Raw genomic sequence first — 15,904 nt, 5'->3', positions numbered from 1 at the left:
AACAAATTGACGCATTCATGCGCCAGTCGCCGATTTCCTGTGAACTTATCGTGGTGGACGACGGTTCCCGCGACAATACCAGTGAGATCGTGAATGGCGCCGGCATCGAAGGATTGCGCCTCGTCAAGAACAACGAGAATCACGGCAAGGGATACGCGGTCAGGCAGGGCGTGCTTGCGGCAACCGGCGACTATGTTCTGTTTACCGATGCCGACTTGTCCGCGCCGATCGAAGAAGCCGCGAAACTTTTCGACGTCGCCGTGAAGCAGGCCGCCGATGTGGTTATCGGCTCGCGAGCGGTAGATCGAAGCTACATCCAGAAACATCAATCCCCACTGCGGGAAACGGGCGGAATCGTCTTTAACCTGATGGTTCGCCTGTTGCTCGGCCTGCCCCTGCACGACACGCAGTGCGGCTTCAAACTGTTCGAGCGGCAGAAATGCCGGCGGGTTTTTGAAATGCAGACGACGCCGGGTTTCGGTTTTGACGCCGAGCTTTTATTCCTGGCAAAAAGACGCGGACTCAAGATCTGCGAAACGCCGGTTCGCTGGAGCCATGCCGAAGGCAGCAAGGTCAGCTTTTTCCGGGACGGCGTGCGCATGTTCTTCGATCTCGCGAGAATCCGTTGGAACGCAGCAATCGGAAGGTACTCATGACGCTCCTGTCGGTCAACATCGATCACATCGCGACGATTCGCGAAGCCCGCCGCACCAACGAACCCGATCCTGTGGCCGCCGCCGCGATCTGCGAACTGGCCGGCGCGCACGGCATCACCGTTCATTTGCGCGGCGACCGGCGGCACATCCAGCACCGGGACGTGAAAATCCTGCGTGAAACAATCAAAACGAAACTGAACATCGAAATGGCTGCGACCGAAGAGATGCTCGGAATCGCTCTCGATGTGATTCCGGACCAGGTGACGCTCGTGCCGGAACTTCCCGGCGAGATCACGACCACCGGCGGGCTCGATTGCACGCGCAACCAGCAGGCAATCACGAATGCCATCAAGCGTCTTCAATCCAACAATATAAGTGTCAGCCTCTTTATTGATCCGTCCGAGCAGCAGATTCGCGCGGCGCTCGGGTTTGGCGCGCGCATGATCGAGATCAATACCGCGCGCTACTCGGATGCCACGTTGACCAATCGTCCGGCGAAGGAAGGCATGGACGCGCTTCAGGCCGTGACAACGGCCGCGGAATTTGCCCATTCGAAAAACATGCAGGTGCTGGCGGGCCACGGGCTGACATACCGCAACGTTCGCGCCATCGCTCAGATTTCCCAGATTGTAGAGTTGAATATCGGACACAACATCATTGCCCGCGCTGCGCTGGTGGGGTTGGAGCAGTCCGTTCGCGCCATGCTGGAGCTTTTGTCGGCATCATGAGCTTCTGGCCTTATCTCGGCATTCTCGCTGCGGCGGCGCTCGAGGGCGAAGTCGTTTATGTAGCTGCCGTCGTGGCAGCATCGCTCGGCCGCTTGAATCCGTTTGGTGTTCTCGTTTCCGGTTCGTTCGGAGGCTGGGCAGGCGACCAGTTCTGGTACTACGCCGCGCGCGGCCCTCTAAGTTCGTGGCTGAACAAGTTCGAGAATATTGCGCGCCGGCGCAGGGCCATGCAGGAGCGGATGCACCGCCATGCGACAAAACTCATCCTGGCGGTGCGCTTCCTGCCCGGATTGCGAATTGCGATTCCTGTCGCCTGCGCCTACTCCGGCGTCGCCGCCATTACCTTTTCCGGGCTGAGTCTCATTAGCGCCATCGCCTGGGCAGCGGCGATTATGCTCATCGTGCTTCAACTCGGCCCGACCTCGATGTCCGCGCTCGGAATCAAAGCCTGGTGGGCGCCGGTCATTCCCGCAGCGATTGTCATCCTGTTCTTCCGCTGGCTCTCACGATCCGGAGCTCAGGGAGAACCGCCGGTCGAGTAGATCCGCTTCGATTCAACATGGTGTGTGAGCGACCCCCTGCCGGCCGCGAAGCGGCCGGCAGGGGGTCGCTCACGAGGCCAGTTGGTGGCGGCCGTTTTTGATGCCCTTTACGTTAGGTCTTAGTGCGCTCCCCGCTGATCCAATCGACGGTTTTCTTGATGCCGCCAAATGTATAAAAGTGCAGCGCGGAAACTCCCAATGGCGGCGCGGAAGGATCTCCATTCGGAGCTGCGGACATGAGTTCACGTATGACAGGCTCCGGATCACGTTCGGTCAGCAGGCGTCCGAACGAAACGGATTTGGTAAGCGCGCGGATGGAGTTGCCGACGCCGCACGCGATTGCATAGCGCGTCAGGGTTGCGATGCCCGCCGGTCCCGCAAGCCCGATGCGTACCGGTATATCGACGCCCATCCCGCGGAGTTTTTTGAGCCACTCGGCAATCGGCCCGCCTTCGAAAGCAAACTGCGTGACGACCGAGACCTCAAGGCCGATCTCCCGGGCGTACTTCATTTTCGCGACCGTCGATTCACCCAGCACCTGCTCTGAAAGCTTGGGATGGCCTTCGGGAAATCCACTGATTCCGATGCGCATGATCTTGTGTCTCTGGAGCAGGCCCGTTTGCATGACCTGAATGGTGGCGTCGAAAGGGCCGAGGGGCTTATCGCGCTCGCCGCCGATAAGCAGAACTCGATCGACGCCTTCAGCGGCGAAACGGCCAAGCAGATCATCGAGTTGTGCCACACTCTCGAGATGGCGCGCTCCGATATGCGGCACCGGAAACAGCCCTTTTTTACGCAGCGCTCCGGCGGGCGCGATAGCCCGGAAAACGTCCTCGCCCGGTATCCAGGTGAGATACACCTCGGTCCCCGGCTCGAGCCGCTCCAGCGCGGATGCAACTACTTTTTCATTAGTCGGGCTGATTTCAACGGAATAACCCCGCAGCATCGGCGCGATGCTTTGCGATTTGTTGGTCGGTTCGGACATCCTTCACCTCAGAATTGATCACTGTCGCCCTATTGGACCACATATCATTACATGCTTGCGGATGGTGTTCAACTCAACGCCTTCGGACACTACAGGCCACGAAAGTAATTTATGCGCACTGATGCCGTTTCGGAATTGAAACCAGCACCACAGCCCCGGCGGGGTCAGATTCTGGCATGGCTGATCATCCTGGTGATGGTTGCTCTTCTGATTGCCGCGAATGCCGTCCGCGCGGGAACCTCCAGCAACGAGGGGGCGGTCACGGACCTGAGGATGAAGATAATGGCGCAGGAGGCGATCGCGTCCAGATCGTTATCCGCGGACCAGGGGCTGCGTGTGATGAAGGAAATGGAAAGCGAGGCGCGGTCGCCGGAAGATAAAGTGCGAGTAGCGATTCTTTCCGGTTACCTGCAAGGTAAGGCTGCCGCGCTGTCGAAACTCGACATATCGCCGGGGGCGCAGAGTGCACCGGAAGTTACGCGGGATCTCGCGGCGCTTCACACGATATATATGGACGGAACGAGGGCGCTGCGTCCGGGAGAAGCCGGCCGTTTGATTCGACGGTACGAATATTTTGGGCGGATGGCGTTGGCGTCGGATAGACGGCAGGTTGACGAAGCGAGGAAATCGATCGATCGAGCGGCCCGGCGTACTTTTTTTCTTCTGGGTGTATTAGCCGCCGGGATGTTGGGGCTGGTTGGCGTGTCGCTCGGCCTGTCGGTTACCGCGATCGTCTGCTGGCGCAAAGGCAAGATCCGGCCCGGTTATGTTTCGCAGCCCGATGGCTCCGCGGCATATCTGAAGGGTTTCGCGCTGTACCTCGTTCTCTTCGTTCTCCTGGGTCTGGCGATTCGTTGGGTGGGCCTTTCGAGTCCGAGTTGGAATTGGGTGGCATGGCTGATCATTCCTGCGGTCATTCTGATAATCGTAAGAACTGCCGGCCCGGCGGAGGATTGGCGAACCGCGCTGGGCTGGTATTCCGGGCGGGGCTGGTGGTGGGAATTTGCATCCGGCATTGCAGGCTATCTGGCGTGTCTCCCGATTGTCGGAGCCGGCATTCTGGTTACTGTGATTCTTATTCGAATTACCGGAACTGTGCCGCGCGATGCGATCACGCCGCTGCTGCAGGGCAACATTCTCGTGCTCTACGGAATCGCATGCGTGTGGGCTCCCGTGCTTGAAGAAACGATGTTTCGCGGTGCGCTCTTTCACCATCTGCGCGGCCGCTGGGGATGGGCGTTCAGCGCGGCCGTGGTGTCCTGCCTTTTTGCCGTCATCCATCCGCAGGGTTGGGCCGCCATTCCCGCGCTCGGTTCCATTGCGATGTCCCTTGCCGCGTTGCGCGAATGGCGCGGATCCATCATCGCGCCGATGGCGGCTCACGCATTCAACAATTTTCTGGTGATCACACTCGCCCTGGCGTTGTTGCGCGGGAGCGGCAGCTAGGGGGAAGAAACCACAAGAAGCACAAGAGGCTCAAGACTGCTTGTTCCGTAATTTATAGCGAAGGACTTTTCCCGCTGCGCTCTTGGGCAGTTCGGGGAGAAATTCGATGCGGCGGGGATACTTGTAGGGCGTGATCCGCTGTTTGACGAACTCCTGAAGCTCACGGACGAGTTCGGCCGTGCCCGGTACACCTTTTTTCAAAACGACGAATGCTTTTGGAGTGAGCAGTCGCGTCTCTTCCTCGAACGCGACGACCGCGGCTTCAACCACGACGCCATGTTCCATCAGCGTGCTTTCCACTTCATTCGGAGAGACCCATTGGCCGGAGACGCGAAATATATCGTCGCTGCGTCCCGCGTACCAGTAGTAACCGTCTTCGTCGACATAGTACTTGTCGCCGGTGACAAACCAGTCACCGCGCATCCGGGCCCGTGTCAGCGCGGGGCGCTTCCAATATCCCGGTGAAGTGCTTGGTCCCCGAACCCACAGGTCTCCGATGCAGCCTGCGGGAGCTTCGAGCCCGTCCGAATCGAGGATGCGAACATCGTAGCCCGGTACAGGCTGTCCGGAGCTGCCGGGCTTGACGCATCCCGGCGATGCGGAGATGTAGATGTGGAGCACTTCCGTGGAGCCGATCCCGTCAAGGATCTCGATGCCGAAGCGTTGCTTCCAGCGGCGAAAGATTTCGGCGGGCAAAGGCTCTGCCGCCGAAACGGCGAGACGCACGCTCGAGATGTCATAGTGCCTCTGATCCGATTCCTGAAGCATTGCCGCGTAGAGCGTCGGAACGGAAAAGAACAGCGTCGGCTTCATGTCTTGCACGGTTTTCAAGACGGCTGTTGCGTGCGGTTTGCCGGAATACATCACCGTGCTCGCGCCGGCATGAAACGGAAACATCAGGCCGTTGCCGAGGCCATAAGCATGAAACAGCTTCGAGGCGGAAAATGTGATGTCATCCGCTCGAATCCCCAGAATTCCGCGCGCGTAATTGGTGCAGCAATGCGCCCAGTCCTTGTGCAGGTGGACTGCGGCCTTGGGATGGCCGGTGCTGCCGGAAGTCCACAGCCAGAAGGCCGCATCGTCTCCGGCGGTTTCGGCCGCCTGCAGTACAGGGGACGAGGCCCAAAGCCAGTCCTCCCAGGAGCAAAGTCCTTCAACCCGATCGCCGCACCCGATCACATGCCGAAGGTACTTGCGGTTCGCCAGAGCCGGTGAGGCCTGCTCATAAATCGACGAGTGGATAATCAATGCGCGGGCCCGGCTTTCATCGAGGAAGTATGCGTAATCGGCGGCGCGCAACGCCGTGCTTGTCGGAACGGCGACAGCGCCGATCTTCATCGCCGCGAAATATGCCACGGCAAACTCGGGAATATCGGGAAGCAGGACCATGACGCGCTGTTCTTCCTGAATTCCCAGGGCGATGAGCGCGTTGCCGGCCTGGTTCACCTGCTCCGCAAGTTGAGAGTAGGTGAGCGTCCTTGATTCACACGCGATGGCGACTTTTGCGCCGCGGCCCTCCCGGACGTGCCGGTCAACAAAGTCGTCGGCCAGGTTGTACCGATCTGGAAGGCCGCTCGTCACTTGATCCATCGGTTGGTGTAATCGAACGGCGTTTCGCAGACGAAATTTTTCGCGTCATCTGTGCTGCCGCTTCCCGAATACGTCGCAACCTTTGGATACGCGCAAAGCGGGCGCGTGCGTACGACCTGATCGTTTTGAGTACGCGAAGCGATGATGCGTTCGGGAGCCTGCCCGGACTCGACCCACTTTACAAGCTCTCCGAACAGGTCGAACGAGTTCGGACCGCTGCCGCCGCCGCAATGGCCCACTCCGGGCGCGAGGAAGAGCCGGGCGAAGGTTTGAGTCTCCTTGAGGCCTCCAGACTTGTCTACAACGCGCTCGTAATAATCGATCGTACCTTCCGGAAAGATGAGCTGATCCGCCAGGCCGTGCCATAGGAGAACCTTGCCGCCATCCCGGTGAAACTGGTGAAGATCTGCATCGTCGGATCCGATTACGCGATTCAACTGCGCCCGCGACTTCTGGAATTCCGACTCGAAGCCGGGGTAGTCCAGTGTATGCCAGTCGAACGACGGGTTGCGTTCCACCCAATATTTGAAATGATCCGCGGAAATGGAAAAAGCGGCGTTACCGGACAGCGCCGCCAGGGGTGCTCCACGCGTGAGCCCATACGACAGCCGGTCACCATCCTTCGAACGTGGACCGTCCCAGATTTTGCGCACTGCCGCGACTTCGCCGGCTGTAAGGCAATTGCAGTCGGGCGTCGCTCCGGCTGCGCACTGCAAGGCCACGGGGTCGAACTTGCAGCGCCGCGGATCCTCCAGTACGCCGTCCATAACGCCATCAAAGCTGTCGCAGGCGCGAATCGCGGCACTCGTCACCGTGTTCAGTTTGCACGCTGCGATGGGTCCGCCGGCCTCCTGCTTCATGACGACCTGCGGCCAGAGTTCCGCCGGAATGAAGCGATCCCAATTGATCGCCGGTGCGCCGGCGAGTATGCCGTCATAGCCGCCGGGCAGACGCTGCGCCTGTATCAAGCCCTGGCGGCCGCCGGTCGAACAGCCGTTCCAGTAGGAATATTTCGGCTTCGCCGCGTAGAAGGCTTTGATCAGCTCCTTCGATTGCATCGTCAGTTCCTGAAGCGAGCGGAAGGCGAAATCTTCGACCAGTTGCGGGTTCGGCGTCCCGTCTTTATTCAGCGCGAAACTTCCGCCTTGTTGGGTTGCGCCATCGTGACCGGTGTCCGTCGAAGCAGTCGCGTATCCACTGCGCAAGGCAGTGGCCAGTGCAGGCCACGAGATCGATCCGGCATAGCCGCCTCCGCCAACTGCCTGGAATCGTTCGTTCCACATGAGCGGAAGCCAGACCTCAATATTAATCCGGGGCTTGATCATGATCGAGACGCGGCAGAATGCCGGCAGATCCTGAAGCGGCGCGCCGGCGGGCGGCGCGAACGTTCCCGCCGGGACCGATTTTGCGGTGATGGAGCTCACATTCTTCAGCTGGAATGATCCAAGTTGCTCACAGCTGACAGCCGGCGCAGCCATAAGACTGCCGGCGGAAAAGATCAGGGCGGAAATGGTCACGATAAGCAAAGCTTGCGCCTTCATGGATCTCCTCGCGAACTGTCGATTACGGAACGGCCGCACTATAGTACCGGGCGTTATGAGGCGCAATTGCAATATATTGCTCGTTTGCACCGGACTCGATTTCGACATGGTGTGTGAGCGGCCCCCTGCCGCTTCGCGGCTCTCCCCCCTGTATCAGGGGGAGAGTTGGCGGAGGGGTACTGTCCCCCTTGGAAAGGGGGACAGCCGCCGCGAAGCGGCGGCAGGGGGTCGCTCACACACCATGTTGAATTCGAGTGTGTTGCTCACGAATTTCTCGCATTGATCCCGCGTTTTGTATATGTTCCTGACCGTTGATCCCCAACAACAGGAGACCTTATGAAACGCATCGTCTTGTCGATCGTGTTTGTCATCTGCGCGTACACCAGCGTACTGGCACAGACTGCCAAACCGGAGCAGGTTGGCCTCTCCTCGGAACGTTTGAAGCGTGTACACGACCTCATGGAGCGCAGAATCGCGGCGCGGGACATCTCCGGCGCCGTAACGCTCGTTGCGCGGAATGGACAAATTGCGTACCTGGATGCCCAGGGCGTGATGGACATCGAAACGAATAAGCCGATGACGAAGGATGCCATTTTCCGGATCGCATCCATGACAAAGCCGATCGTCGGTACAGCGATATTAATGATGATGGAAGAAGGAAAGGTGCGGCTCACGGACCCCGTCTCGAGATTCATTCCGGAGTTCAAAGAATTGAAAGTTGCAGTCGCGCAGCCGGCTCCAGGGCAGGCGGGAGCGCGAGGCGCCGCGCCGCGTTTTTATGCGGTGCCTGCGGAGCGTGAGATCACGATCAAAGACCTGTTAACCCATACGTCCGGCCTGGTGAGCGGCAGCATCAGCACGGCTGAAGCCGGGAAGATCCAGAGAAAGCCTGGAGAGACACTCGCCGACTATATCCCGCGCCTGGGCCAGGTCCCGCTCGAATTTCAACCTGGCAGCCGCTGGAGCTATAGTCCGGGCGCCGGCTTCGACACGTTGGGAAGAATCGTCGAAATCGTTTCCGGACAGAGCCTGGATCAGTTCCTGAAGCAGCGGATCTTCGATCCGCTGGGAATGAAGGACACCTTCTTTAATATCAGCGAGCCGCAGAAATCCCGCGTCGTTACGATGTATCAGAAGACGGCGAAAGGCCTCGAGAAGTCTGCGAATCAGCCCGCTCCGCCGACCACTTACTTTTCCGGTAGCGGCGGCCTCTCGAGTACGGCCGACGACTATGTCAAATTCGCCCAGATGCTGGTGAACGGCGGCCAACTCAACGGCAAGCGGCTTCTGAGTCCCCGTTCGGTTGAATTGATGGGCTCTCCTTTTGCGCCCGACACGCTGCCCGGCCGCGCTCGAGGCGAAGCCTGGGGATTAAGCGTTCGCGTGATTACTGACGCCGTCGCGCGGGGCACGTATCTTTCGAACGGTTCCTTCGGCTGGCAAGGTGCCTTTGGCACCCACTTCTGGGTTGATCCAAAGGAAAAACTCGTGGGCCTCCTGCTGGTTCAGACGTCCAATCAGGAAATGATCCGGGATTTCGAAAACGCGGTACTGCAATCGGTGGTCGAGTAGGAAAATAATGGGGCGCCATCGCGCCCTATTCCGCTTGGGGACTGAATCGGACGGTCAGATACGCTTCGTTTGAACCATGAAACTCGAAGTGCTTTGCTTTAGACATTGCGGCATCGATCAGGCTTCGATCCGATGCAGAAGAAACTTCCGCATCCGTCGCTTGTCCCTGGTTATTGAACGCCGTTCGGATCACAACCGTACCCATCACGTTCGACGATCCTGGCAGGTTCAGCTGCATGCGCGCGGGTTCGGAAAGGACGACTCCGCCACGTCCGACAGGGATGGCCTCCGGCGGCCGTAGCTGTGCGGAACTTAAAGCGGGATCCTTGACCACCATATCCGCCGTGATGACCTGTACCCCGGCAACGTAGGTTGTAAAGTGGTCGGGCATGAACTTGCCGTGGAATTGCAGCTTTCGCGAATAGCCGAATACCGTATATGTGCCGGGGACCGGAGAATGAACCTGCAGCAATCCCGTCGAAGTTGAAACGCAGTATTCGTTTTCAAGCCAGAGCCGGGATTGCGTTTGGGCCATCGCTCCGTTGACGCCGGAAAGCAGGACGCACGTCACCGGCTCGCCGTTCAATGCCGCATTCGATACGCGAACGCCCGCCGGCACTCCTCCGTTCACATTGCCGATCGCCCACAGTACTTCGTTGCGCAGCATCTGTGCACGCATGGGAAGTCTCGAGACGGGAATCTGATCCCCGACCTTTCCGGAATAGCCGTAGCGGATCATCGAATAATTTCCGAGGCTGATCGTGACGCGCCAATTCTGCCCGGACAGCCAGGTTTCCGTAAGCTCACCCGATCCGGTATCCGCCACATTTCCAGTTGCATTGAACTTGACCTGGTAATCGAACGGATTCATTTCCGCATTGTGGCTGATACCGTTTTTTGCTGCGGTTCGGATGAGATTCATCGCCGCGACGCGGTCGGCCGGTTCCGTCAGAGCGGAAATCGCGCCGGTGACGAGTTCATAGGGGTCGGCCGGCGTCGGAGCGGTTGGAATGGTGACGCTCGAAACCTGCGCCAGCAGAGGGAGTGCAGGAATGGCAATCAGGACGAGAAGAATCCTCGAAGAAAATGCTCTGAGGTGGAACATGGCGTTCTCCCTTCGCGATCAGAATCTGAGTGTCGCTCAGTGTGACTCTGAAGTAAAGATGAACGCGCCTGCGATCATTTGTCGAAGAAACGGCGGAACTTCGATCCCGGGGGCATGAAGCGATTGACAAGTGTTTCGGCTTCGCTCTGCCGCATTTCTTTGGCCTGCGTCCATATATCGGAGAATAGCAACTCGGTCGCGCCGACGGCCAGGGAGGGGAAGGCTCCGTCCTCCACTTCCCCGAAGCCCACAATCAGCAATCTCGAAAACAAATCTTTCATTGCCCGTCCATACTCGGCTTCGTTCGCTCGCCCTTGCAGGTCCGCCGCGCGTTTCAATTCCTTGGTCGAGAGCGGCGAATTATTCTCGAGAATCTCGATCAAGGTTTTTGCGGCGCGTGAGATCCCACGGCGTGGATCGGAACTCCGGCGCCGCAAGGCCAGCATGGCGGTAAACAGCTCCTGCGAAAAGAATGTCGCGGCCTTGGTACCACTTGGAGTAAACGACATCCCCGCTGCCCGAAAGACGTTTCATCAATTGCCACATGCCGGCCACCCGCGCGTCGCCGTCTTCATTCCAGTCCCAGACCATCTCGGTCTTCGGAAAGAACTCCGACCACAGCGACTTTGGATCCTCCCGATTGTTGATAGGAAAAACCAGAAGCGCTCCGCGCTCGCGGACCCGCGTTACCGCCCTGGACATCATCGGCGGCGCGCCCTCAGTTCCAATTCGACTTCGGCTTTCTCTGCCGGCGACAGAAGAGTCCGGATGGCGGGAAGAATGATCCGCTCTTCTTCCTGTAGATGCGCGGCATAACCTCGTTCGAGTTCGGACACCGCGCCCGTGAGTGTTTCGCGCACATGATCGAGCATCTTCGGCGAATTCCTCAGCACATTGCAGGTTTCCAGGAGCACGTGCAAGGGACGCTCGTGTTCCCTATGTTCCCGGTTCATCGTTTCGAGCGCGCTGTCCAGCTCCGGGCTGCGGCCGGCAAGCCGGGGCAAAATGCTTTGTTCTTCATCCGCCACATGCAATGGGAGCGCATCGGAAAAATAACGCGCCACGCGGGACGCTGCATCGCGAATTTCATCCGGAGAGGCCTGTTCGGTTTTTGCGAGCCGCGCCGCGAGACCGATGAACGTCCGGATGCGGTCGTGACATTCCAGGAGCAGGTCCACGACGTCGGAAGGTTCTTTTGGCGGGCCGATTTGCACGTACATTGGGCTTGATACCATTTTGATAGGATACCGGATTGTGAATGCCTCGCGCTGCCGGTACAGCAGTCCCGGCTGTTCGGCCTAAGTGTTGAGCTGGCAGCAATGGCGAAGAATGCTTAGTATTACTTGTAGGAGTAATACCATGCGCGTCACATCGAAAGGTCAGGTGACGATCCCGATCGAGGTTCGCGAGAAGCTCGGCATCTTCCCCAATACGGAAGTCGATTTCGAGGTCCGTGGAAATACGGTGCGGCTGATCAAGGTTCCGGCGAAGAGTGCCCGAGGCAGAGGCGCCGATATCGTTGCGAAGCTAAGAGGAACCGGGAACGTTAAAATGAGTACGGACGAGATCCTCGCCCTGACGCGCAAGTAAGCGTGAAACCAACTCTCGTGGATCGAGCTGATCGCTCCACTACCTGAGATCCCTTGAGTATCTGTACGCGTTGCCTTTTGTGGCTATTCTTATCCCTTCTTTATTATGGGGCACACCCTTTGCTTCCTTTTCCCGCAATGGAGTATTTTGAAAAAGGAAGTTCATTTCTGCAGTCCTCGGTATGCCGAAGGGAAAACACCAATTTCATCGGGTGATCGTCGTTCCAATTGCGCTGATCGTGCTCCTGGCGGTTGCGGTTTTCTGGATTCTGGACCGCATTCAGTTGCATGTGAACGACCGGCTTGCCAGTTCGCTTCAGGCGGTCCTGTCCACGACAGACAAGGCGTTGGATAACTGGGCCGAGCAGACGGAGGTCGACGTTGCGGTACTCGCGAACAGCAGCAAACTCCGTGAAGGCGTCGAACGTCAGCTTCAAGTTCCACGGAATTCAAAGGCCCTGACGAGCAGCCCTGCACTGAAAGAGATCCGGCAGGCGGTTGCGCCGGCGCTGGACTTAACCCAGTTTCCAAGCTTCGCCGTGATCGCGCCGGACGACGTGCAGATCGCGGCGGAACTCGATGAAACCGTCGGGATCAAGGACAGCGGCGCCCACAACCACGACGTGCTGGTCCGGGCCATGGCCGGTAAGACTACCCTGGGGCTGCCTTTCCGGTCCTCGCTGTTACTCGATGAAAACACCCGACGGCAGTATCCGGTCATGACGGCGGGCGCTCCGATCCATGATGAGAAGGGAAACGTGATCGCGGCATTGGCGTTGCGTCTCGATCCTCGAAGAGATTTCACGCGGGCCGCCCGCCTCGGACGTCTGGAGAGCACCGGCGAAACGTATGCGTTCGATCGCAGCGGGAGGCTCGTCACGGAGAGCCGCTTTGAAGACCAATTGCGCAAAGCCGGACTCATCCCGCGCGATGCCGACAGCATACTGAATCTCGAAATTCGAGATCCCGGCGGCAATACCATTGAGGGGTATAAGCCCAGAGTTCCGAGGGATCAGCAGCCGCTGACGCGTGCGGCGCAGAGCGCTATCGAGGGCCGCTCCGGAATGGACCTCCAGGGGTATCGCGACTACCGCGGTGTACCGGTTATCGGAGCGTGGCTCTGGGACAACCAACTCGGAATGGGTCTCGCGACGGAGATGGAGGTCGCGGAAGCGTTCACGCCATATCACCGAGTGCGTGAACTCGTCATCGCTCTGCTCTTTTTGACGGCAGCCGTCAGTTTTGCCCTTTTTCTGATCATCCGGCATCGCGAACGGCTGATCGCATCGAACACGACGTTCCAGCATGCGGTGCAGGCCCGGGACGACATGATGGCGATCGTGTCCCATGACCTGAAGAATCCGATCAACACGATATTGTTGAGATCGCACGTTCTGATCCAGATGCTCGAAACTCGCCCAGGAGAGATCGATCCGATCAAAAACAACCTCCACATGCTGCAACGCACCGCGCGGCACATGAATCAGCTGATCGGCGATCTAACGGATGTGGCGAGAATTCAGGCGGGACATCTGGATGTGGATCTTCAGGAGTGCACGGTTGAGGATGCCGTCGAACCCGCGCTGGAAAGAGTTCGATTGCTTGCCCGGGAGAAAGAGATTGAGTTTTTTACGACCGTCGTGCCGGGTTTGCCGAGGATCGCGGGGGACATGGGTAGAATCACGCAGGTGCTCGATAACCTGCTCGGGAATGCGCTCAAGTTTACTCCCAAGGGCGGAAAGATAACGGTTACGGCGGCGCGGCTTCAGGGCGACATCCAGGTTTCGGTCGCGGACACCGGGCCCGGGATTCCGGGCGAGGCGCTGGGCAGGATTTTCGAGCCGTACTGGCAGATGCAGAAGACCCGCAGCGGGATGGGCCTGGGATTGTTCATCGCAAGGACGCTGGTTGAGGCGCACGGAGGAAGGATGTGGGTGGATAGCACGGTTGGGCGGGGGACGACGTTCTATTTCACGCTGCCTGCGTTGGATCTGCGGAAGAAAGTTCCGGCCTGATTCGGGAGGACCGGAAACTTCTTATTGCACCATTGCATCAGATGCAATGGTGCAATAAGTTCCGGCGGTGTCGCCCAAGCCATGTGGATTACTGATCGCCGGCTCTGGCCTCAAAAAATGCGAAATGTTCTTCGAGTTGCCGCTTCTTGGCGTACGCCTCCAGCCGTTCGAACGCCTCGCTCGGTGTTTTGATGCCGAGGTAATTCAACCCGAACGACGGGCGAACGTAGAACCGCACATAAGCCAGACCCAGCAGATGGCGTAGTTCGTCATTGGTCATATTGGGATGTTTGAATGTCGGCGTGTAACCGTCGAATTTTTCCCAATCGGTCTCGCTGACCAGCGGCTTCATTTGCTTGAATAACGGAGTGCCTGGAAACGGGGTCAGCACTTTGAAGAGCGCCGCCGTGCTTCCAAGATCGATCGAATAGTCGATGGTGGCCCGGATGCTTTCCATCGTGTCGGTGAGAAAGCCGATGACATAGAAACCTTCAGTCGTGATGCGTTTGTCGCGGCAATAACCAATGATGTCCTTCTGGTGCTCCGGCGGAATCGGCCGGCGTCCCACTCGTTTCAGCGTTGCCGGGTCCATCGACTCGACGCCGAACGTGATTGTGTTCAGCCCGGCGCGGTGCAGCAGGTCGAGCAGCGGCTTATCGAGGTCGTCGAGTCGCGTCTCGCACTCGAATTTGACATCCAGCTTCTTCCGGAGGATACCCTCGGCAATTCCCACGGCGCGCTCGCGCTCCTCTGTAAATAGCGGGTCACGGAAGATGAGGTATGCCTGGCCGTATTTTTTGCAGATATGTTCGATCTCTTCCACGACGTTTTCGGCCGTTCGCGCGCGATAGGGGGCCGTGATCCGGTGCGGGCAATATGTGCAGTGTTCCGGACAACTCCGGCTCGACAGGATCGGGAACGAATGCCGCGATGCGCGAATCGATCTGCCGACCGCGTGCCGGCCCGGATTAAAGAGCTGCCACGCCGGGAAAGGCAGAGTGTCCAGGTCGTCGATGGCGGGACTGGCCATGAGTCCTTCAGGTACTTCGCCGGCAGCGATACGCATGGCCGCGGCTTCCGGCTCTCCTTTGATGACGAAGTCCGCATCATCCTGAATCAGCTCAGGCATGTGGGTCGCAACCGCGCCGAAGAAGCCGACCCGCAGGCCGAAGCGCTTCTTGGCTTCGCGCGCCCATTCGATCTCGTGCTTATAATCGACGAGCGAGCTGAGGATCAGCGCGATATCGCCGTCAACGAATTCTTCGTTAGTAATGCGGACTTCGTGGCCCGCTTTCTCAAAAATTGCGGCGAGATAGCCGCAATGAATGCTGGGTACGTTCTGGAAGAGCTTTCGAGCGCGTTCGATCCAATTCGTTGTCCAGGAAAAACCTCGAAATCTCGAGCCGTACCCACCAACCACCGTATCCTTGTTTACAAATCCTCCACGGCCTTTAAGGTCCGCGATAACCACGCGCATGCAGCCTCCAGATAAGTGTTAGCAAGAAGTGAAACAGCCGGCAGACTAGACGTGCGGAGCAGAAGGCGGGCCCCGGGGAGCGACCTCCACCAGCCAGAACTGATACGCTGACGGATGAGTCTGGGACGAAACGAGATCCTGCAAGTCTGGGCTGAAACTAAAGGAATCGCCAAGTTCGGCCTGGAGTAGCCGGTCGTTCGAAAGGCTGCCTGCTGGAGCCCGATGATTGCCGGGCTTTTCCCGCCATCGGGGACCGGTGAACCGGCCATAAAATCCGTAAGCCCGAACATTGACGCGCTGAAAATTGGCACTGCCGCGATTCAGCCAGACCGCGATCGGCCGGGTCGAAGTCGCACTCGATATGACAAGATCGGCTTCGGAATCGCTGTTGATATCCGTGATTTCAATCGTCAAACCCGCGACATCGTCACCGACGAATGTCCGGAGCTTGAGCTTTGGACGTCCGGTAGAGAAATGAATGCTGACCTGGTAGAACGAACCCTGCTGGCGAATCGTAGCGGTTTCCGGAATGTGATCGCCGTCGAGATCGATCCCCAGCGTTGTCTTATATGAAACGCCGCCCGGAGCTATGTAGGTTGGCGAAGCAAAGCCTGACGCTGATCCGAGCAAGAATGCCGACAGCGCCGCCACGCGAAAT

General features: G+C 58.6%; 15 protein-coding genes. 7 read left to right on the top strand and 8 right to left on the bottom strand.

What is annotated here, in order from left to right:
- From VGK48_12260 to VGK48_12250, 3 genes are all read left to right on the top strand, one after another.
- Window positions 1-656: dolichyl-phosphate beta-glucosyltransferase (locus VGK48_12260; GenBank protein ID HEY2381944.1), on the top strand; the 656-nt coding region annotated here is incomplete at its 5' end.
- A complete protein-coding gene (locus VGK48_12255; GenBank protein ID HEY2381943.1) occupies window positions 653-1,384 on the top strand; it encodes a pyridoxine 5'-phosphate synthase in 732 nt (243 codons plus the stop codon). The genes VGK48_12260 and VGK48_12255, both read left to right, overlap by 4 nt.
- Window positions 1,381-1,926 (top strand): VTT domain-containing protein, encoded by a 546-nt coding sequence (locus VGK48_12250; protein ID HEY2381942.1) that lies wholly within the window; start codon window positions 1,381-1,383, stop codon window positions 1,924-1,926. The genes VGK48_12255 and VGK48_12250 overlap by 4 nt, the downstream gene beginning before the upstream one ends.
- Window positions 1,927-2,038: 112 nt before the next feature.
- On the opposite strand, the gene VGK48_12245 is transcribed toward VGK48_12250, so the two are convergent.
- The gene (locus tag VGK48_12245) at window positions 2,039-2,911 is read right to left on the bottom strand and encodes a hypothetical protein (GenBank protein HEY2381941.1); all 873 of its coding nucleotides are present in this window, start codon (window positions 2,909-2,911) and stop codon (window positions 2,039-2,041) included.
- Between the two features lie 111 nt (window positions 2,912-3,022).
- On the opposite strand from VGK48_12245, the gene VGK48_12240 reads away from it, so the two are divergent.
- Window positions 3,023-4,357: a type II CAAX endopeptidase family protein gene (locus VGK48_12240; protein ID HEY2381940.1), complete on the top strand. Its 1,335-nt coding sequence runs from the start codon at window positions 3,023-3,025 to the stop codon at window positions 4,355-4,357.
- Between the two features lie 30 nt (window positions 4,358-4,387).
- On the opposite strand, the gene VGK48_12235 is transcribed toward VGK48_12240, so the two are convergent.
- Entirely contained in the window at window positions 4,388-5,947 is a 1,560-nt protein-coding gene (locus VGK48_12235; protein HEY2381939.1) for a benzoate-CoA ligase family protein, read from the bottom strand.
- A complete protein-coding gene (locus VGK48_12230; protein ID HEY2381938.1) occupies window positions 5,935-7,488 on the bottom strand; it encodes a tannase/feruloyl esterase family alpha/beta hydrolase in 1,554 nt (517 codons plus the stop codon). Before VGK48_12230 ends, VGK48_12235 begins: the two co-directional genes overlap by 13 nt.
- Window positions 7,489-7,824: 336 nt before the next feature.
- Here VGK48_12230 and VGK48_12225 point away from each other — a divergent pair, with 336 nt between their 5' ends.
- Complete coding sequence (locus tag VGK48_12225) at window positions 7,825-9,060, top strand: serine hydrolase domain-containing protein (protein ID HEY2381937.1); 1,236 nt, start codon at window positions 7,825-7,827, stop codon at window positions 9,058-9,060.
- Between the two features lie 25 nt (window positions 9,061-9,085).
- Here VGK48_12225 and VGK48_12220 read toward each other — a convergent pair whose 3' ends face one another.
- The 3 genes from VGK48_12220 to VGK48_12210 all read right to left on the bottom strand — a co-directional run bounded on the left by VGK48_12220 (window position 9,086) and on the right by VGK48_12210 (window position 11,385).
- On the bottom strand, window positions 9,086-10,165 hold the full coding sequence (locus tag VGK48_12220; protein HEY2381936.1) for a hypothetical protein: 1,080 nt from the start codon (window positions 10,163-10,165) through the stop codon (window positions 9,086-9,088).
- Window positions 10,166-10,239: 74 nt separating this feature from the next.
- Entirely contained in the window at window positions 10,240-10,674 is a 435-nt protein-coding gene (locus VGK48_12215; protein ID HEY2381935.1) for a hypothetical protein, read from the bottom strand.
- A 192-nt stretch (window positions 10,675-10,866) separates the two neighbouring features.
- A complete protein-coding gene (locus tag VGK48_12210; GenBank protein ID HEY2381934.1) occupies window positions 10,867-11,385 on the bottom strand; it encodes a hemerythrin domain-containing protein in 519 nt (172 codons plus the stop codon).
- Between the two features lie 139 nt (window positions 11,386-11,524).
- On the opposite strand from VGK48_12210, the gene VGK48_12205 reads away from it, so the two are divergent.
- Both VGK48_12205 and VGK48_12200 read left to right on the top strand, forming a co-directional pair.
- Window positions 11,525-11,755: an AbrB/MazE/SpoVT family DNA-binding domain-containing protein gene (locus tag VGK48_12205; GenBank protein ID HEY2381933.1), complete on the top strand. Its 231-nt coding sequence runs from the start codon at window positions 11,525-11,527 to the stop codon at window positions 11,753-11,755.
- Between the two features lie 181 nt (window positions 11,756-11,936).
- Complete coding sequence (locus VGK48_12200; GenBank protein HEY2381932.1) at window positions 11,937-13,769, top strand: sensor histidine kinase; 1,833 nt, start codon at window positions 11,937-11,939, stop codon at window positions 13,767-13,769.
- Between the two features lie 88 nt (window positions 13,770-13,857).
- Here the strand turns inward: VGK48_12200 and VGK48_12195 are convergent, their stop codons facing one another.
- Entirely contained in the window at window positions 13,858-15,246 is a 1,389-nt protein-coding gene (locus VGK48_12195) for a radical SAM protein (protein HEY2381931.1), read from the bottom strand.
- Between the two features lie 45 nt (window positions 15,247-15,291).
- A complete protein-coding gene (locus tag VGK48_12190; protein ID HEY2381930.1) occupies window positions 15,292-15,897 on the bottom strand; it encodes a hypothetical protein in 606 nt (201 codons plus the stop codon).
- Between the last annotated feature and the right edge of the window lie 7 nt (window positions 15,898-15,904).

This window comes from Terriglobia bacterium (assembly GCA_036496425.1).
Taxonomy (GTDB): domain Bacteria; phylum Acidobacteriota; class Terriglobia; order 20CM-2-55-15; family 20CM-2-55-15; genus 20CM-2-55-15.
This window is presented reverse-complemented; position numbering and strand designations above follow the sequence as displayed.